We start from the raw sequence: 18654 nt of genomic DNA on the forward strand, positions 1-18654 counted from the left end.
GACGTGTCATGCCGACGGGCACACCCCCCACCTCGCCACGGACCGACACCAGCAGGGCCCAGCCCGCGCGGGTCTACGACTGGCTGCTGGGCGGCAAGGACAACTACCCGGTCGACGAGGCCGTCGGGCGTAAGCTGCCGCCGCAGGCCAAGGACGCCGCCCGGCAGAACCGCGCGTTCATGCACCGCGCCGCCGCCTGGCTCGCGGACCAGGGCGTCGACCAGTTCCTCGACATCGGCACCGGCATACCCACCGAGCCGAACCTCCACCAGATAGTGCAGCGCGTGGTCCCGGCGGCGCGGATCGTATATGTCGACAACGACCCGATCGTGCTGCGTCACGCCGAGGCGCTGCTCGTCAGCAGCCCCGAGGGCACCACGGACTACGTCCAGTCCGACGTCCGCGACCCCGGCGAGATCCTGCGGCACGCCCGCGACGTACTCGACTTCTCGCGGCCGATCGCCGTGTCCCTGATCGCCCTTCTCCACTTCCTCCCCGACGACCAGGACCCGCAGGGCATCGTCCGGGAGCTGGTGGGCGCGCTGCCGCCTGGCAGCCACCTCGTGCTGTCCCACGCCGCGTCCGACCTCCACTCCGACCTGGCCGCCAAGGTCACCGAGGAGTACGCCCGCGCCGGCATCCGCCTCGGCTTCCGCACCCGCGACGAGGTCGCCCGCTTCTTCGACGGCCTCGAGCTGGTCGATCCGGGCCTGGTGACGGCCCCGGAGTGGTTCCGTGGGGAGCCCGCGCCGGCGGCGGAGGACAGCGGGATCTACGCGGGCGTGGCGCGGGTGCCGGCCGGCGGGACGGCGTAAGAGGCCGGCCGGCTCACCGAGTTGGTGGTCGGCTGCCACGACCCGGAACGGCTGGCGGCCTTCTGGTTCCTGCCCGTCATCGGGGGTACCAGGAGCGGAGCGGCGAGGCTGTGACCCTGGCCTGGCGGAACAGCCGCGGGCCGGAGTCCTGTGAGTCGTCCACGGAGCGTGCGAAGTCCGTGAGGGCGTGGAAGCCGTCGTCGCGGAGGCCGATGCGCGGGTCGACGTGGTGCAGGAGCGCCGGTCCGGGGTGATGGGCGTCGACGTACGCCCGGTCCGGTGCGGTCTGTTCGTCGTCCACCCAGGCGAAGGGGCGGCCGGCGGCGTGCTCGACCAGCGACGCGGTCTTCCAGTGGACGCCGTCGGGGCGCTCCCGGAAAAGCGCGTCGCCGAAGTCGACGTAGGGGAGTTCGGGGAGGCCGAGGACCGGTGCGATCCAGTGGTTGGCCTCGGCCATCCATGTCGTCGCCCAGCACAGGTCATATCCCAGCCCGAGCAGGGCACGTCCGTGGGCCGGATTGAGCCAGACCCGCACGGTGCGCCGGCGGGACGACAGGCTCACCTCGTCAACCAGGGCGGCGTCACGGGGGACCCTGAGGGTGGTGTATCCCTCGGGGCGCCTCTCGGGCTGGGCCGCGTAGGGATTGAGGGGGCCGTCCACGTCCAGGAACAGCAACGGTCGCTTCACGGACCGGATCTTTCCCGTCGCGGGCGGCGATTTCCAGCCCGGGGGAGAGGGGCGGGCGACGCCCGTCACAGTGCTTCCGCGATCGCCGTGCTAGTGTCGATCTCTGTTGTAGTCGTGCGGTCATCGACCCGCGGGGTCGGAGGGACCGGCACTGCGCCAGCACCGGCGCCTACTGCGCAGCAAGATCTCACACGGATCACACGGAGAGGTGCACACTCCCGTCGCTGCTTCTCAAGGGTCGCGCCCTCACCGGGCGGAACCGCCCCCGCGACCCCATTCACCCAGGCTCGTTCTTGCAATTCCCCGCGTTCCACTGCGGCGGACATTCCTTGAGACGCGCCACATCAAGGAAGGTTCACCGTGACACAGGCACGCGCGAACGATCGATCCGGCCGTACCCGCTCCTCCTACAAGGGCGCCCCCAAGAGCGGCGGCCGCCGCGGCGCGCCCCGACAGGGGCAGGGCAGGGGCGGCTCGGGCCGCAGGACCGTGACGTCCGGGGAGTTCGCCCTCCCCGAGACGATCACCCCCGCGCTCCCCGCCGTCGAGGCCTTCGAGGACCTCGGCCTCCCGGGCGAGATGCTCGCCACCCTCGGCAACGAAGGCGTCACCGCGCCGTTCCCCATCCAGGCGGCCACCCTGCCGAACTCCCTGGCCGGCCGTGACGTCCTCGGCCGTGGCCGCACCGGCTCCGGCAAGACCCTCGCCTTCGGCCTGCCGCTGCTCGCCCGCACGGCCGGCCGCCGTGCCGAGCCCCGCAAGCCGCTCGCCCTCGTCCTCGTCCCCACCCGGGAGCTCGCCGGGCAGGTCAACGACGCGCTGACCCCGTACGCCCGCTCCGTGCGGCTGCGGATCGCGACGGTCGTCGGCGGCCTGTCGATCGGCAAGCAGGCGTCCGCGCTGCGCGCCGGCGCCGAGGTCGTCGTCGCGACGCCGGGACGGCTGAAGGACCTGGTCGACCGGGGCGACTGCATACTCGACGAGGTCGCCATCACGGTGCTCGACGAGGCCGACCAGATGACCGACATGGGCTTCATGCCCCAGGTCACCCGGCTGCTCGACCAGGTGCGCCCCGACGGCCAGCGCCTGCTCTTCTCCGCCACGCTCGACCGCAACGTCGACCAGCTCGTCCGCCGCTACCTCAGCGACCCGGTGGTCCACTCCGTCGACCCCTCCGCGGGCGCGGTGACCACCATGGAGCACCACCTGCTCCACGTCGACGAGACGGACAAGCGCCAGACGACCACGGAGATCGCCGCGCGCGACGGCCGGGTCATCATGTTCCTCGACACCAAGCACGCGGTGGACCGCCTCACCAAGCACCTGCTGAACAACGGCGTGCGCGCCGCCGGCCTGCACGGCGGCAAGTCGCAGCCGCAGCGGACGCGGACGCTCACCCAGTTCAAGGACGGTCACGTCACCGTCCTGGTGGCGACGAACGTCGCCGCGCGCGGCATCCACGTCGACGACCTCGGCCTGGTCGTCAACGTCGACCCGCCCGGCGACCCCAAGGACTACCTCCACCGCGGCGGCCGCACGGCCCGCGCCGGCGAGTCCGGCAGCGTGATCACCCTGGTCACCCGGGACCAGCGGCGCGACGTCACCCGGCTGATGTCCCAGGCGGGCATCACCCCGCGCATCACGCAGGTACGGCCGGGCGACGAGGAGCTGACCCGCATCACCGGTGCGCGCACGCCCTCCGGCGTCCCGGTCGTCATCACGGTCCCGGTCGTGGAACGCCCCCGCCGCACCGCCTCCGCCCCCTCCCGCAACCGCCGCCGTCGCGGCGCACCGGGCCGTCAGGGGCAGGGCCAGGGCGGCACGGCCAAGGGCGGCGCCCAGAGCGGCCAGGACCGCGCCGCCGGGACGCCATCTGCAGCAGGACCTCCGTCCGGGCGCGTTGGCGGTGGCCGGCGACTTCGCCGGCCACCGCCGTTCCTTTTCCCTCCGGCAGGACTCAGCCCTGGCGCCCCGGCAGACGCGCCACCGCCTTCGTACGCCGGGCGACCAGCTCGTCGTACGTGCCGTCCCGCTCGGCCCGGCGGCGCCGTAGCCTGGCGATCATGGGGGACTGGGAGATGCGGCCGGCGTCGGCGGCGGACGTCGAGCCGGTGGCCGAACTGAGGGCCGTGGTGCTGAGGGAAGACCTGGAGCGGCTCGGGCGGTACGACGGGCGGCGAGTGCGGCAGCGGCTGAGGGACGGGTTCACTCCGGCGCACACCTGGGTGATCGAGGTGGGCGGCCTGTTCGCCGGCTGTGTGTCGCTGCGGCCCGCCGAGGACGCCCACTGGCTGGAGCACTTCTACCTGGCTCCTCACCTGCAGGGCAGCGGCATCGGTACGGCCGTGCTGTGTGAGCTGCTGGAACGGTGTGACCGCGAGGGCGCCCTGGTCCGGCTGAACGTGCTGAAAGGCAGCCGGGCCCGGCGGCTGTACGAGCGGCACGGATTCACACCCGAGTCCGAAGATCCGGTGGACGTGTTCATGGTGCGCGCGCCGGCGTCGGCCGCGCTCCCCATGAACAGCGGGCCGGTTCGCGGAGCCGGAGGCCCTGGCAGCCATGTTTCGGCGGGTGCCGAACCGACCGCCAGCTAGCGTGCCCTCATGAGCGACCCCACGGCCCCCTGCGACCACCACCGCCCCACGCAGCCCGCCCGAGGCGTGGCATGACCCCCCTCGAGATGCTCGGGGTGTTCGGCGCCGGGGTCGGGGCCGGGGCCCTGAACGCCGTCGTGGGGTCCGGCACCCTCGTCACGTTCCCCGTGCTGCTCGCCGCCGGGCTGTCGCCCCTCACCGCCACCGTCTCCAACGCCCTCGGCCTCGTGCCCGGCGCCGTCAGCGGGGCCGTCGGGTACCGCCGCGAGCTCGCCGGGCAGGGCCGCCGCGTCCGCAAACTGGCCGTCGGCTCCGCGCTCGGCGGGATCACCGGCGCGGTCCTCCTGCTCGCCCTGCCCGCCGAGGCGTTCGAGACGATCGTGCCCTGTCTGGTCGGGCTGGCCCTCGTCCTCGTCGCCCTCCAGCCGCTGATCGGCCGCAAGGTGCGGGAGCGCCGGTCCGCGGACCGGCCCGTGCAGCGGGACGGCGGGCGGACGCTGTTCGCCGGGCTGACACTCGCCAGCGTCTACGGCGGCTACTTCGCCGCCGCCCAGGGGATCATCTACATCTCCCTGATGGGACTGCTCCTCGACGAGCCGCTCCAGCGGCTCAACGCCGTCAAGAACGTCCTCGTCGCCGTCGTCAACACGGTCGCCGCCGCCTTCTTCCTCTTCGTCGCCGACTTCGACTGGACGGCCGTCGCCCTCATCGCCGGCGGCTCCACCCTGGGCGGCCAGCTCGGCGCCGCGACGGGCCGCCGCTTCCCGCCGGCCCTGCTGCGTGCCCTGGTCGTCGCCGTCGGGACGATCGCCCTCCTCCAGCTCGTCCTGCGCTGAGCACCGAGAGGCTGGCGCGGCCCGCGGGGGCGCGCACCCTTCGCCACGAAGGCTCCCTCACGCCTCTTGCCGTCGGGGCGCGCCCGCAGTTCCATCACGTTAGGAAACTTTCCTAACCATCCATCCGGACGGAGTCCCCCCACATGACACCGGCCCCCCACACGGCTTCCGCCTGCCCGGAACCGAAACCCGATCCGAGTCCGACGCCGAGAACCCGTCCCGCCCTCCTCCTCACCACGCTCGCCGGCGCCCTGCTCCTGCTCCTGACCGCCGCCCTCCCCGCCACCGCGGCCCGCCCCGCCACCGGCTACGGTGCGGACGTGCCGATCACCCACCGCGAAGCCACCCCCGTCGACGCCAACGGCCGCCTCCAGGTCTGTGGCACCCAGCTCTGCAACCAGCACGGCGCCCCCGTCCAGCTGCGCGGCATGAGCACCCACGGCACCCAGTGGTACGCCCAGTGCCTCACCGACGCCTCCCTCGACGCCCTCGCCCACGACTGGCGCGCCGACGTCCTCCGCGTCTCCACCTACGTCCAGGAGGGCGGCTACGAGACCGACCCCGCGCACTTCACCGCCCTCGCCGACCGGCTGATCCGGCAGGCGAGCGACCGCGGGCTCTACGTGATCGTCGACTGGCACATGCTGACCCCCGGCGACCCCATGGCCAACCTCGACCACGCCACCCGGTTCTTCACCGACATCGCGAGCCGCCACAAGGACCGCGTCAACGTCCTCTACGAGATCGCCAACGAGCCCAGCGGCGTCAGCTGGTCCCGCATCAAGGAGTACGCCGAGCGGATCATCCCGGTCGTCCGCGCCCACGACCCGGACGCGCCCGTCCTCGTCGGCACCCGTGCCTGGTCCTCGTTCGGCGTGTCCGAGGGAGCCGACGAGTCGGAGGTCGTGAACGACCCGGTCGAAGCGGCCAACATCATGTACACGTTCCACTTCTACGCCGCCTCGCACCGCGACGAGTACCTCGCCGCCCTGACCCGCGCCGCCGACCGGATCCCCGTGTTCGTCACCGAATTCGGCACGCAGAACTACGCGGGGGAGGGCGCCGACGACTTCGCGATGTCGCGGCGCTACCTCGACCTCATGGCGCAGAAGAAGATCAGCTGGGTCAACTGGAACTTCTCCGACGACCACCGCGGCGGAGCGGTGTTCACCCCCGGCACCTGTGCCGCGAACGGCCCGTGGACCGGCACCCAGTCGCTCAAGCCCGCCGGCGTCTGGATCCGCGACCGGATCAGGGCGTAGGACCCGCTCGGGAGGTCGTACGGCCGGCACCTGCTCGCCGCGGGTGCCGGCCCGCCCCGACAAGGCCGGGGTCACCTCACGGCAGGATCGAGTCCACGTACCCGCCGTCGACCCGCACCGCGCCGCCCGTCGTCGCCGACGCCTGCTCCGACGCCAGGTACACGACCATGTTCGCGATCTCCTCCGGCTCGATCAGCCGCTGCAGCAGCGACTGCGGCCGGTACTCGCGCATGAAGGCGCGCTGCGCCTCCTCCCACGGCAGGTCGCGGTCCACCAGCCCGTGGACGAAGTCCTCCACCCCGCCCGTGTGCGTGGGACCCGCGATCACCGAGTTCACCGTGACGCCCGTGCCCGCCGCCTGCTTGGCGAAGCCGCGGGTCACGGCCAGCAGCGCGGTCTTCGACATGCCGTAGTGGATCATCTCCGCCGGGGTGACGATCGCCGAGTCGCTGGCGATGTTCTGCACCCGGCCCCAGCCGCGCTCCGTCATCCCGGGCAGCAGGAGGCGGATCAGGCGGACCGCCGACAGGACGTTCACCTCGAAGTAGCGGCGCCACTCGTCGTCGCTGATCTCCAGCGGGTCGGCGGAGCCGAACACGCCGAGGTTGTTCACCAGGACGTCCACCTGGGCGAGCGTCTCCACGACCCGCCGGGCGCCCTCCTCCGTCGTGACGTCCGCCGCGACCGGCACCACCTCGGCGCCGGGCACCTCCCGCTCCAGCACGGCCGCGCTCTCCCGCACCCGCTCCTCCGAGCGCCCGTTCACCGCGACCCGCGCCCCCGCCCGCGCGAGCCCGGCGGCGATCGCCGCGCCGATGCCCTGGGTGGAACCCGTGACCAGCGCCGTACGGCCCTTGAGATCGATCCGCACGTCCCTCACCTCTCCCAGCCGGATGCGACGGCGCGGCCCCGGGGTCACGGACCACCGCCCGCGCGCCTTTCGACCCGCCACGACTTCCCCTCAGCCCGCGGCCGAATCACCGCCCGCCGGCCCGCTTCGGCGCGCCTCGCGCGGGCACTCGCCCACACATCACCGCACGCCCGTCCGGGCATACGCTGCACAAGGGGGGCCCGGTGAGACGGGACCGAAAGGCGGGAGACGACGTGACGGCCGACCACCCGGACGAGCGACCGGCGCGCGACACGGGAACGGGGCGGTCGCGCACCACCGGCGAGAACCTGCTGCACGGGCTGGAGGTGGACGCCCGGCGGCCGGAGCGCCCCGTGCTGCTGGACGCCGACGGCGCCCCCATCGAGACGTGGCGCGAGAACCACCCGTACGACCGGAAGATCCGCAGGCCGGAGTACGAGCGCACGAAGCGCGTGCTGCAGATAGAGCTGCTGAAGATGCAGCGGTGGGTGAAGGACACCGGACAGCGGATGGTCGTCGTCTGCGAGGGACGCGACGCGGCCGGCAAGGGCGGCACCATCCAGCGGTTCATGGAACGCCTCAACCCGCGTGGCGCCCGCGTGGTCGCCCTGGAGAAACCGACCGAGCGCGAGGCGGGGCAGTGGTACTTCCAGCGCTACGTGGCCCATCTCCCGGCCCGCGGCGAGATCGTCTTCTTCGACCGCTCCTGGTACAACCGGGCCGGCGTCGAGCGGGTCATGGGCTTCTGCACGGAGGAGGAGTACCGGCTGTTCCTGGAGCAGACCCCGCTGTTCGAGAAGCTGCTCACCGACGACGGCATCATGCTGGTGAAGTTCTGGTTCTCGGTGTCCCGGGCCGAGCAGCGCACCCGCTTCGCCATCCGCCAGGTCGACCCGCTGCGGCGCTGGAAGCTGTCGCCGATGGACCTGGAGTCGCTGGACCGCTGGGACGACTACACCAAGGCCAAGGTGGAGATGTTCCGCGCCACCGACACCCCGCACGCGCCGTGGACGGTCGTCAAGAACAATGACAAGCGGCGCGGACGGCTCGAGGCGATGCGCAGCCTCCTCGACCGCTGCGACTACCCGGCCAAGGACCACGAGGCGCTCGGCAAGCCGGACCCGCTGATCGTGGGCGCGGCGGACACCCTGCTGGAGCCGGGCGAGGAGCCGGCGGCGCTCTCCCCGACCCCCCTGGCCGGTCCCGGCCACAGCCCGGGCAGCCACCCGTAGGACGACGCGTGCTGACAGGGCGAGTCGGCGCGACCGGGGAGGCCGGCCGACACGCTCACCCTGCCGACACCCTCAGTCCGGGGCGACCGCCACCGTCACCTCACCCGCCCCCGAAGCCTCCGCCCCGCCCGGCACGCGCACCGTGAACGGCCGGTCCGTGCCCGATGCCGTCACCCGGAGCAGGTCCCCGTCCCGCCGGACGTGGAACGTCGCCGCGGGAAGGCCCGCCGTGTCCGGCACGGTGACCTCTGCCGTGTAGTCGGTCGCGTCCGACGGGTGCACCAGCAGCACCGGCGCGTCCAGCCAGTCGCCGTCCGGGCGGGAGTCGTCCCCGGCCAGCGGCAGCACCGCGCCCTCACGGACGTACAGCGGGAGGCTGTCGTAGCCGTGGCGCTCGGTGCGCCAGCACGGGCCCGTCACCCGCTCGCCGCTCAGCAGATGCGTCCAGGTGCCCTCCGGCAGGTACACCTCCACGTCGCCGTCCCGGCTGAACACCGGCGCGACCAGCAGGTCGGGGCCGAGCATGTACTGGCGGTCCAGCGGGCGGCACGCCGGGTCGTGCGGGAACTCCAGCAGCATCGGCCGCATCATCGGCACGCCCGTGCGGTGCGCCTCGGCCGCCGCGCCGTACAGGTACGGCATCAGCCGGTGCTTGAGAAGCGTGAACTGCCGGGCGACGTCCACCGCCTCGTCGCCGAACTCCCACGGCACCCGGTACGACGTGGAGCCGTGCAGTCTGCTGTGCGACGACAGCAGACCGAACGCCAGCCAGCGCTTGAACACCTCGGGGTCGGGCGTGCCCTCGAAGCCGCCGATGTCATGGCTCCAGAAGCCGAACCCGCTCAGCGACAGCGACAGACCGCCGCGCAGCGACTCCGCCATCGCCTCGAAGGACGACCAGCAGTCGCCGCCCCAGTGCACCGGGTACTGCTGGCCGCCGGCGGTCGCCGACCGGGCGAAGACGACCGCCTCGCCCTGCCCGCGCTCCTTCTCCAGCAGTTCGAACACGGTGCGGTTGTACAGGTGCGTGTAGTAGTTGTGCATCCGCTCGGGGTCCGAGCCGTCGTGCCAGACGACGTCCGTCGGGATGCGCTCGCCGAAGTCCGTCTTGAAACAGTCCACCCCCTGGTCGAGCAGCGTCTTCAGCTTGCCCTGGAACCAGGCGCGGGCGTCCGGGCCGGTGAAGTCGACCAGGCCCATGCCGGCCTGCCACAGATCCCACTGCCACACGTCGCCGTTGGGCCTGCGCACCAGGTGACCGAGCGCGGCGGCCTCGTCGAACAGCGGCGACTTCTGCGCGATGTACGGGTTGATCCACACGCTGATCCGCAGGCCCTTGTCCTTGAGTCGGGCCAGCATGCCCTCCGGGTCCGGGAACACCTCCGGGTCCCACCGGAAGTCGCACCACTGGTACTCGCGCATCCAGAAGCAGTCGAAGTGGAACACCGACAGCGGGATGCCCCGCTCCGCCATGCCGTCGACGAACGAGGTCACCGTCGCCTCGTCGTACGAGGTGGTGAACGACGTGCTCAGCCACAGGCCGAACGACCAGGCGGGCGGCAGCGCCGGGCGGCCCGTGAGCGCGGTGTACCGGCCCAGGACGTCCTTCGGCGTCGGGCCCGCGATCACGTAGTACTCCAGCGTCTGGTCCTCGACGCTGAACTGCACCTGCCCGACGGACTCCGAGCCGACCTCGAAGGAGACCTGTCCGGGGTGGTTGACGAAGACGCCGTAGCCGCGTGAGGAGAGGTAGAACGGGACGTTCTTGTAGGCCTGTTCGCTGCTGGTGCCGCCGTCGGCCTGCCACACGTCGACGGTCTGGCCGTTCTTGACGAACGGGGTGAAGCGCTCGCCCAGGCCGTAGACGTTCTCGCCGACGCCGAGGGACAGCCGGCTCAGCATGTGGTGCGCCCCGTCGGCAGTGGTGGCGTACGCCGTGCTCTTGGCGCCCGCGCGGGTCAGCTCCCGCCCGTCCGCGTCGAGGAAGGTGAGTCCGAAACCGCCCTCCGCGTCCAGCCGCAGGGTCAGCGGGCCGCTGGTCAGCTCCGTGACCGCGCCGTCCCGGCGCACCTCGCCCGCACCGCCGGCCTCCGCGGCCAGCGCGAAGTCCGGCCCGGGCTCGCGCTTCCCGGCGTGATGGGTGACCCGCACGCCGACGACGCCCTCGGCGGGGGAGAAGCAGTCGACCGTGACCAGCGGGGCGTTCAGGGTGTCGCCCCGACGCGTCACCTGCTTCGTCGACGCATAGCTGGTGAAGCGCTTCGATTCCGCGCGGACATCTCGCACCTCGGTGGCGTACGAGATCTGGACACCGTCGCGGATGCGCCAGAAGCCGTCGGTGAATTTCATGGTCTTCCTCGGGATGGGGAGGGCGAAGGAGGTGCGAGGGGAACCTCTGACCAGGAACTATGACAGGATCTGCGGAACCTGTCACGCCCCGGCGCAGGGAGGTCGTGCCGCTGGGGGGCTAGCGCGACCGAGTCGCGCTGACGTATTAGTTATCAGGCAAAACAAATTACACCCCGGTGCAGCGCCAGACGAGACCCCGATCGCGGAGGCTTGTTGTCGAAGCGCTTCACCTACCCTTCCACAGAGCCGCCGGCCTCGGTACCCGCCGGGCCGGTCCCACCCAGGGGCACCCACCGTGACAGCACATCCAACGGTTGCCGCACGCCGTCCGCGCCCCCGCGGGCGCGCCCGCAGAGCCGTCACCTCGCTCGCCGCCGCCGCGGCCCTCGTCGCCCCGGCGGCGCTGACCGGCTGCGCCGCCGAGCGCGACGACGACGTGTACACCGTCCTGAACTCCTCGACCGACGAGACCTATCACCGCTGGGACGCGCAGGCGATGGCCCGCTGCGGCAAGCGGCTCGGCGTCACCGTCGAGCAGCAGAGCGTCCCCGCGTCCCAGGTCATGACCAAGGCGCTGCGCATGGCCTCGTCCAAGTCGCTGCCGGACGTCGTCCAGTTCGACGCCTCCGAGATGCCGGTGTTCGCCGAGGCAGGCGGACTGGTCGACCTGCGCACCCTCGGCCTGTCCACCGGCCATGTGCCCGACGGCATCGTCGACTTCGGCTCCTACCGGGGCACGTACTACGGGGCCGCCCGCTCCGTGAACACCCTCGCCCTCTTCTACGACAAGGACGTCCTCGCCGAGGCCGGCATCCGCACCCCCGCCACCTGGGACGACCTGCGGGAAGCCGCGCGTGAGCTGACCCGCGGCAAGCGCTACGGCATTGCGCTCAGCGCGGGCGGCGCCGAGGACGGCGTCTTCCAGTTCACCCCGTTCATGTGGTCCAACGGCGGCGACGAACGCGAACTCGACAGCCCGGAGGTCGTCGAGGCGCTCGACTTCTGGAAGGCGCTGCTGAAGGACGGCTCGCTCTCCCGGTCCACGGTCAACTGGACCCAGGCCGACGTCAACGACCAGTTCATGGCCAAGAACGCCGCCATGATGATCAACGGCCCCTGGCAGGTCGAGACCCTCAACAGCGACCCCGACCTCCACTGGGGCCTCGCCGAGATCCCCGTCCCGGAGGAGGGCGCCGACTCGGTCGCCCCGCTCGGCGGCGCCGTGCTCACCGTGCCCCGCACCGGCGACGACGGCCGCCAGCGCATGGCAGGACGGATCGTCGCCTGCCTGACCGGCGAGAAGGAACAGCTCAGCTACGCCCTCAACAGCTGGATGGTCCCCGCCGACGAGCGGGCCGCCGCCGCGTGGCGGTCGAAGGTGCCCGAACTGGACGCGCTGGCCGACCAGGTCGCCGCCGCCCGCTCCCGCACCGCACAGGTCGGCGCCGGCTGGCCGGCCGTCTCCCTCGCCCTGCAGAGCGCCTTCCAGTCCGCCCTGACCGGCCAATCCAGCGAGGCCGCCCTGAAGCGCGCCCAGCAGCGGGCCACGAGCGGGAACTGAGGTAAGCGCCCATGACCACGTCCACCGCCACCGCCCCGCCGACCGCCGCCGCGCCCAAGAAGAACACCCCGCCCGGCCCGGCCCGCGCCCGGCTTCGCCGCAGGCTCGCCCGCTGGGGCTTCGTCGCCCCCGCCGTCGTCTTCATGCTGCTGTTCTTCGGCTACCCGCTCGTCCGCAACATCGTGATGAGCTTCCAGCACTACACGCCGAAGACCTTCTTCACCGGCGAGGCCCCCTTCAACGGCGCCGACAACTGGTCGTCCGTCTTCCAGGACGCCCTGTTCGGCAAGGCCCTCCGGCACACCCTCGTCTTCACCGCGGGCTCCCTGCTCGGCCAGTTCTGCGTCGGCCTCGCCCTCGCCGTCTTCTTCAACCGCCGCTTCCCCCTCGGCGGCGTCCTGCGCTCCCTGATCCTGCTGCCCTGGCTGGTGCCCATGGTGGTGTCCGGCGTCGTCTGGCGCCGCATCCTCGACCAGGACACCGGCGTACTGAACACCTTCCTCGACACCCTCGGCCTCGGCGGGCACACCCCGTGGCTGACCAGCCCCGACATGGCGCTCATCTCGGTGATCCTGGTGAACGTCTGGATCGGCATCCCGTTCAACATGGTCATCCTCTACGGCGGCCTCCAGGAGATCCCCAAGGAGCTGTACGAGGCGGCCTCCCTGGACGGCGCCTCCGCCTGGCGCACCTTCCGCTCCGTCACCCTGCCGCTGCTGAAGCCGGTCATCACGGTCGTGCTGGTGCTGGGCTTCATGTCGACGGTGAAGATCCTCGACCTGATCCTCGCCCTCACCGACGGCGGCCCCGCCGACGCCACCCAGACCCTGGGCACGCTCACCTACCAGAACTCCTTCGTGGAACTGGACTTCGGCGCCGGCGCGGTCGTCGGCAACGTCCTGATCCTGATCTCCGCCGTGTTCGCGGTGTTCTACCTGCGGGCCAACCGCACCGAGGGGAAGTGACCGCCATGGCCGTCCACGCGCCCACCGCGCCCCGCCGCCGCTGGGGCTCCACCGCCGCGGGTCTGCTCGTCCTCGCGGTGATGCTGTTCCCGCTGTACTGGATGCTCAACACCGCGCTCCAGCCCGACTCGGGCCTCCTCCAGGTCGACCCGGTCCCCTCGGGACTCGACCTCTCCGGCTTCACCAAGGCGCTCACCGACCAGGGCGGCAACCTGCTGACCTCCCTGCTGGTGTCCGCCGGCGCCGTCGTCATCTGCCTCGCGATCGCCGCGCCCGCCGCCTACGGGCTGGCCCGCTTCGGGCTGCGCGGCTCGCGCACCATCGTGTTCGGCACCCTGATCACGCAGATGGTGCCGGGCATCGTCATCGCCAACGCCCTCTACACCTCGTACGTCGACCTCGGCCTGGTCAACTCCTACGCCGGGCTGATGCTCGCGGACGCCGGGCTCGGCATCCCCTTCTCCATCGTGCTGATGCGCTCCTTCATGGTGTCCGTCCCCGGCGAGGTGATCGAGGCCGCCGAGATCGACGGGGCCGGACCGGTCCGGGTGTTCCTGCGGGTGGTGCTGCCGATGAGCCGCAACGCCCTGATCACCTCGGGCCTGTTCGCCTTCCTGTTCGCGTGGAGCGACTTCATGTTCGCCCTCACCCTGAACACCACGGACGACGTCAAGCCGATCACGCTGGGCATCTACCAGTACATCGGCGCGCACATCGGGGACTGGGGCTCGGTGATGGCCGCGGCCGTGCTCTCCGCCGTGCCCGCCGCGGTCCTGCTCGTCCTCGCCCAGAAGTACATCGCCGCCGGCATCACCGGAGGATCCGTCAAGTGACCGCAGAATCAACCGATATGGACCCGAACCGCATGAAAGACTTCCCCCGGTTCCCGCCCGGCTTCGTCCTCGGCGCCGCCACCGCCTCCTACCAGATCGAGGGCGCGGCACGCGAGGACGGACGCGGCCCGTCGATCTGGGACACCTACAGCCACACCCCCGGCCGGGTGGCAGGCGGCGACACCGGCGACGTCGCCTGCGACCACTACCACCGCTACCCGGAGGACGTGGCCCTGCTGCGCGACCTCGGCGTCGGCTCGTACCGCTTCTCCGTCGCCTGGCCGCGGATCGTGCCCGACGGGTCGGGACCGGTGAACCCCAAGGGTCTGGACTTCTACTCCCGGCTGGTCGACGAACTCCTCGCCGCCGGCGTCGAACCGGCCGTCACCCTTTACCACTGGGACCTCCCGCAGGCCCTGGAGGACCGGGGCGGCTGGCGCGTACGGGAGACGGCGGAGCGGTTCGCCGAGTACACGGCCGTCGTCGCCGACCATCTGGGCGACCGTGTGCCCCGCTGGATCACCCTCAACGAGCCCTGGTGCAGCGCTTTCCTCGGCTACTCCGTCGGCCGCCACGCTCCCGGCGCCCAGGAGGGCCGGGGCGCACTCGCCGCCGCGCACCACCTGCTCGTCGGCCACGGGCTCGCCGTACAGGCGCTGCGCGCGGCCGGGGTGCGCGAGGTCGGCATCACCCTCAACCTCGACCACCACCTCCCCGCGACGGACTCCGACGCCGACCGGGCGGCGGTGGTGCGCGCAGACACCCTGCACAATCTGGTCTGGACGGAGCCGATCCTCGCCGGGCGCTACCCGGACACCGAGGAGGAGACCTGGGGCGAGCTGATCACCGGGCAGGACTTCCGCCGTGACGGCGACCTGGAGCTGATCGCCCGGCCGCTGGACTTCCTCGGCGTCAACTACTACCGCCCGATCGTCGTGGCCGACGCCCCGCACCGCGAGAGCGACCCCGCCCTGCGCGTGGCCACCGACAACCGGTACGCCGAGGTGCCGATGCCGGGCGTCCGGCGGACCGCCATGGGCTGGCCGGTGGCGCCCGGCACCCTCACCGACCTCCTGGTGGAGCTGAAGGAGCAGTACGGGGACGCCCTGCCGCCCGTGCACATCACGGAGAACGGCTCAGCCGAGGAGGACCGGGTGAGCCCCGACGGGGCGGTGCACGACACCGACCGCGTCGACTATCTGCGCGACCATCTCACCGCGCTGCGGGCCGCGCTGGACGCGGGCGTCGACGTCCGCGGCTACTACGTGTGGTCCCTGCTGGACAACTTCGAGTGGGCCTTCGGCTACGACAAGCGGTTCGGCATCGTCCACGTCGACTACGCCACCCAGCGGCGCACGCCGAAGGACAGCTACCACTGGTACCGGCGTCTCATCGCCGCCCAGCGGCCCTGACGGGGGACGCGCCTCAGGCGGCCGTGGCGCCGTCCACGTCCGCCACGGGGCGCACCCCGGCGGCCTCCCCGGGCTGCACGGCGGCGGGCCTGCGCAGCAGCAGCAGCAGCGCCGCGTCGTCGTGCAGCCGGCCGCCCACATGGTCCAGCAGGTCCTCGTGCAGCGCGGCCAGCGTCCGGTCCAGCTCGTCGCACAGGTGCCGGGTCAGCCCCTCGGTCAGGGGGTAGAAGGCGCGCTCGTCGTCCCGCGCCTCGGTGACGCCGTCGGTGTAGAGGAGCAGCTGGTCGCCGTCGCCGAAGGGCACCACCTGGAGGCGGGGGGAGTGGTCCGACAGGGCGCGCAGTCCGAGCGGCGGCGCGGGGTGGTCGGTCTCGACGGCCGTCACGTCGTCGCCGTGGATCAGCAGCGGGGGAGCGTGACCGCAGTTGACCATCTCCAGCCGCCCGGGCTCCGGGCAGCCGGCGACCACGGCGGTGACGAAGTCGTCGCCGCCCAGGTTGCGGGCCAGGCTCCGCTCGATCCGGCACACCACGTCCAGCAGGTCCGGCTCGTCGTACGCCGCCTCCCGGAACACGCCGAGCACCAGCGCGGCCGTCCCCACGGCCGGCAGCCCCTTGCCGCGCACGTCGCCGACGATCATCCGCACGCCGTGCGGAGTGGGGACGAGGGCGTAGAGGTCGCCGCCGATCCGGGCCTCGGCGGCGGCCGCGCTGTAGCGCACCGCCACCTGGAACGGGCCGACCCTCCCCGGCACCGGCTGGAGCAGCGCGTGCTGCGCGGTCTCCGCGACGGAGCGCACGGCGGCCAGCACCCGCTCACGGCGTGCCCGCAGGGCGCTGGCGAGGGCGCTCGCCAGGGTGACGGTCACCAGGGCGGCCAGCACGACGGACAGGTGCGGCACGGCCATGTCGTGCCGGTAGGCGATGCTCGCGCCGAGAAGTATGGCCAGGGCGCCTACGCCCAGCACCCCGCGGGGCCGGCTGGTGGCGGCGGCCAGCGCGGGACCGGTGGCGAGCAGCGGCAGCCAGATCCGGCCGGTGCCGGCCGCCATGTCGATGGACACGATGATGACCAGGATCGCCACGGGCAGAGCCGGCGTCTCGGCGACCCGGTGCGCGCACGCCCGGGTGCGGGGCGATCGGAGGCATGCCAGTCCGCGCGGGTACGGCCGTATGGGCGAGCGGTCGCGTCCATGCTGACGGGCGTGACTCATGTGCTGTCGGGTTCCTCACCTGTGTGCGTGTCCGAATTGCGTGCTTCTTCAAGAGAAGGTGATGGTGCCCGGCATCACAAGGACGCGGATTTCACATAGTGAGTGACAGGCTGCGGGTGACCCGGCGGGCGGTCGGCAGCAGCCGCTCGCGGACCTCGTCGATCCGGTCGAGCCGGGTGCGCGGCATGGACACGCCGATGGAGCCCAGGGTGCCGCCGCTGTACACCGGCACCGCCACGCACACCGTGCCCAGCGCGTACTCCTCCAGGTCGGTCACGGCCGGGGCGAGGGGTGTCGACTCCAGCCGGCGGACCAGCTCCACCGGGGTGGTGACGGTGTGCGGGGTGAGGTCGTTCAGCGTGTGCCGCGACAGGTAATCCTTGCGGGACTCGTCGTCCAGCTCGCGCAGCACGGCCTTGCCGAGCGCGGTGGCGTGACCGGCGTCCTCGAACCCCACCCACAGGTCGACGCGCGGGGTGCGGGGGCCGTCGACGATCTCGGAGACCCGGATCTCGCCGTCCTCGTAGAAGGTGAGGTAGGCGGCGCTGTTCAGCTCGTCGCGCAGCGCGGAGAGGACAGGCCGGACCCGGGCGAGCAGCGTCTGGCTCCGGCCCCCGGAGTACAGGGTCTGCAGCCGGTCGCCCAGGACGAAGCTGCCGTCGTCGAGTTTCCGCAGGTAGCCGTCGTGCACCAGGGTGCGCAGCAGGTGGTAGGCGGTGCCCAGGGGCAGCCCGGTCTCCCGCGCCAGCTGCTTGGCCGGCGCGCCCGTCTCGTGCGCGCTCGCCGCCTCCAGCAGCCGGAAGGCCCGCTGCACGGAGGAGATGAGCGTCGGGCTCGCACCCATGTGTCCAGCGTGCGCCCCCCGTCCGCCGACGGCAAGGGAAGCCCCCGCTCCATTTGGAACGGGGGCTTCCGAGCGCTGTGCGGGGACACGGCCGGCAGGTCAGCCGTCCTGCCCGTTTGCCGCGACCGGCCGGTCGGTGAGCGCCACGTCGAAGACATGCATCACGCCCCGGTCGGTGCCTCGTGGCAGCACCACGGCCACCACCCGCTTCCCCGGGTCCAGCGCCACGGGCCGGGTCCCGAACACCTTGGTCTGCCGGCGCACCGGAAGGTCAGGGCGCGGGCACCTCGTCCACGAACGATGTGCCCGCGGCGCGGTACGCGTCGATCCGGGCCGCGACCTGAGCGGGTGTCAGCACCTACGCCCGACCGTGCGGGCTGCGGTCGACGAACTCGTCGTCGCCGGGCTGCTGGTGCGCGAGCACGGCCGGGGCATGTTCGTCGCCGCCGAGAAGATCACCCGGGAACTCGTCCCTGAGCACGGCTCGTTGACCGCGCCGCAGGCCAAGGGCGCGTGGACCAGCCGCATCCTCGAGTTCCGCACCCTCCCGGCCGGCGCCCGCGTGGGCCGCAGACTGCGGATGTCACCGGCCGCCGAAATCCGGTACGCGGCCCGGCTGCGGCTGGTGGACGGCGCCCCGATGGCCATCGATCACCTGCATCTCCCCGCCGCCCTGGTGCCCGGCCTCACCGAGGCGGAGCTCGAACAGGGCGACCTCTACGAGCACTTCCGTGACCGGCGCGGCGTGCGGGTCAGCGAGGCCGTGCAGTCCGTCGAGCCGACCGTGGTGACCCGCGCGGAGGCGGAACTGCTCGACGTGCCCGAGCTGTCGCCGGCCCTCCTGTTCGAGCGCCTCACCACCGACACCGAGGGGCGTCCGGTGGAGTACGTCCACTCCGTCCACCGGAGTGACCGCTACCGCATCGTCTCCCGGCTCGTCCTGAACCCCGCCGCCCCGCGCGCGAGCGAGGCGCAGGGCGATCACCACCCCGGCTTCCCGCCCGGCGACCTCACCTCCCGCGGCCCGGTCACCTTCTCGGCGCACGGCGTCGTCCAGCACGGCTGAGCCACAGCCCGGGGCGCGCCGGCGCGAGATGTGGAACCTTCTCCTCCCCAATGTGTGCTTGAACCGTTGACAGGTCCATACCAGCGGGGGACTCTCCTTGAGAGCGCTCTCAC

The 18654-nt window shown here is 72.2% G+C and carries 17 protein-coding genes; 11 read left to right on the plus strand and 6 right to left on the minus strand.

From position 1 onward, the window contains the following. Positions 1 to 8 precede the first annotated feature (8 nt). Entirely contained in the window at positions 9 to 815 is an 807-nt protein-coding gene (locus tag AY578_RS31640) for an SAM-dependent methyltransferase (protein WP_019527323.1), read from the plus strand. Between the two features lie 76 nt (positions 816 to 891). On the opposite strand, the gene AY578_RS31645 is transcribed toward AY578_RS31640, so the two are convergent. Continuing rightward, positions 892 to 1503, minus strand: coding sequence for an HAD domain-containing protein (locus AY578_RS31645; protein ID WP_258906654.1), 612 nt, complete (start codon positions 1501 to 1503; stop codon positions 892 to 894). 360 nt (positions 1504 to 1863) lie between these two features. On the opposite strand from AY578_RS31645, the gene AY578_RS31650 reads away from it, so the two are divergent. From AY578_RS31650 to AY578_RS31665, 4 genes are all read left to right on the plus strand, one after another. Then, positions 1864 to 3627 carry a DEAD/DEAH box helicase gene (locus tag AY578_RS31650; RefSeq protein ID WP_420341325.1) on the plus strand — a complete coding sequence of 588 codons (1764 nt, stop codon included), beginning with the start codon at positions 1864 to 1866 and terminating at the stop codon, positions 3625 to 3627. Then, positions 3567 to 4097, plus strand: coding sequence for a GNAT family N-acetyltransferase (locus AY578_RS31655; protein WP_258906656.1), 531 nt, complete (start codon positions 3567 to 3569; stop codon positions 4095 to 4097). Before AY578_RS31650 ends, AY578_RS31655 begins: the two co-directional genes overlap by 61 nt. Before the next feature lie 71 nt (positions 4098 to 4168). Further along, complete coding sequence (locus AY578_RS31660) at positions 4169 to 4933, plus strand: sulfite exporter TauE/SafE family protein (RefSeq protein ID WP_136237478.1); 765 nt, start codon at positions 4169 to 4171, stop codon at positions 4931 to 4933. Between the two features lie 143 nt (positions 4934 to 5076). Beyond that, complete coding sequence (locus tag AY578_RS31665; protein WP_258906658.1) at positions 5077 to 6195, plus strand: glycoside hydrolase family 5 protein; 1119 nt, start codon at positions 5077 to 5079, stop codon at positions 6193 to 6195. 76 nt (positions 6196 to 6271) lie between these two features. On the opposite strand, the gene AY578_RS31670 is transcribed toward AY578_RS31665, so the two are convergent. After that, on the minus strand, positions 6272 to 7066 hold the full coding sequence (locus AY578_RS31670; RefSeq protein WP_136237476.1) for an SDR family NAD(P)-dependent oxidoreductase: 795 nt from the start codon (positions 7064 to 7066) through the stop codon (positions 6272 to 6274). A 233-nt stretch (positions 7067 to 7299) separates the two neighbouring features. Here AY578_RS31670 and ppk2 point away from each other — a divergent pair, with 233 nt between their 5' ends. Next, the gene (ppk2, locus tag AY578_RS31675; RefSeq protein WP_019527332.1) at positions 7300 to 8298 is read left to right on the plus strand and encodes a polyphosphate kinase 2; all 999 of its coding nucleotides are present in this window, start codon (positions 7300 to 7302) and stop codon (positions 8296 to 8298) included. Positions 8299 to 8370: 72 nt separating this feature from the next. Here the strand turns inward: ppk2 and yicI are convergent, their stop codons facing one another. Beyond that, on the minus strand, positions 8371 to 10647 hold the full coding sequence (yicI, locus tag AY578_RS31680; RefSeq protein ID WP_161232177.1) for an alpha-xylosidase: 2277 nt from the start codon (positions 10645 to 10647) through the stop codon (positions 8371 to 8373). Positions 10648 to 10942: 295 nt separating this feature from the next. Between yicI and AY578_RS31685 the strand changes: the two genes are divergently transcribed. From AY578_RS31685 to AY578_RS31700, 4 genes are read left to right on the plus strand one after another with little or no spacing between them, the layout of a single operon-like run. After that, positions 10943 to 12208, plus strand: a complete 1266-nt coding sequence (locus tag AY578_RS31685) for an ABC transporter substrate-binding protein (RefSeq protein WP_020700230.1) — start codon at positions 10943 to 10945, stop codon at positions 12206 to 12208. Positions 12209 to 12219: 11 nt separating this feature from the next. After that, a complete protein-coding gene (locus AY578_RS31690) occupies positions 12220 to 13173 on the plus strand; it encodes a carbohydrate ABC transporter permease (protein ID WP_161232178.1) in 954 nt (317 codons plus the stop codon). Positions 13174 to 13178: 5 nt separating this feature from the next. Then, on the plus strand, positions 13179 to 14006 hold the full coding sequence (locus AY578_RS31695) for a carbohydrate ABC transporter permease (protein WP_136237473.1): 828 nt from the start codon (positions 13179 to 13181) through the stop codon (positions 14004 to 14006). Between the two features lie 32 nt (positions 14007 to 14038). Next, complete coding sequence (locus tag AY578_RS31700; RefSeq protein WP_136237472.1) at positions 14039 to 15418, plus strand: GH1 family beta-glucosidase; 1380 nt, start codon at positions 14039 to 14041, stop codon at positions 15416 to 15418. Between the two features lie 13 nt (positions 15419 to 15431). Here the strand turns inward: AY578_RS31700 and AY578_RS31705 are convergent, their stop codons facing one another. From AY578_RS31705 to AY578_RS31715, 3 genes are all read right to left on the minus strand, one after another. Next, the gene (locus AY578_RS31705; RefSeq protein ID WP_370879025.1) at positions 15432 to 16631 is read right to left on the minus strand and encodes a PP2C family protein-serine/threonine phosphatase; all 1200 of its coding nucleotides are present in this window, start codon (positions 16629 to 16631) and stop codon (positions 15432 to 15434) included. A gap of 91 nt (positions 16632 to 16722) precedes the next feature. Further along, the gene (locus AY578_RS31710; protein ID WP_019527339.1) at positions 16723 to 17475 is read right to left on the minus strand and encodes an IclR family transcriptional regulator; all 753 of its coding nucleotides are present in this window, start codon (positions 17473 to 17475) and stop codon (positions 16723 to 16725) included. 99 nt (positions 17476 to 17574) lie between these two features. Next, on the minus strand, positions 17575 to 17739 hold the full coding sequence (locus AY578_RS31715) for a hypothetical protein (protein ID WP_158693606.1): 165 nt from the start codon (positions 17737 to 17739) through the stop codon (positions 17575 to 17577). On the opposite strand from AY578_RS31715, the gene AY578_RS31720 reads away from it, so the two are divergent. Next, a complete protein-coding gene (locus AY578_RS31720) occupies positions 17723 to 18541 on the plus strand; it encodes a GntR family transcriptional regulator (protein WP_370879027.1) in 819 nt (272 codons plus the stop codon). The two genes, AY578_RS31715 and AY578_RS31720, sit on opposite strands and share 17 nt — an antisense overlap. Positions 18542 to 18654: the final 113 nt, after the last annotated feature.

This window comes from Streptomyces thermocarboxydus (assembly GCF_024760485.1).
GTDB lineage: Bacteria > Actinomycetota > Actinomycetes > Streptomycetales > Streptomycetaceae > Streptomyces > Streptomyces cellulosae.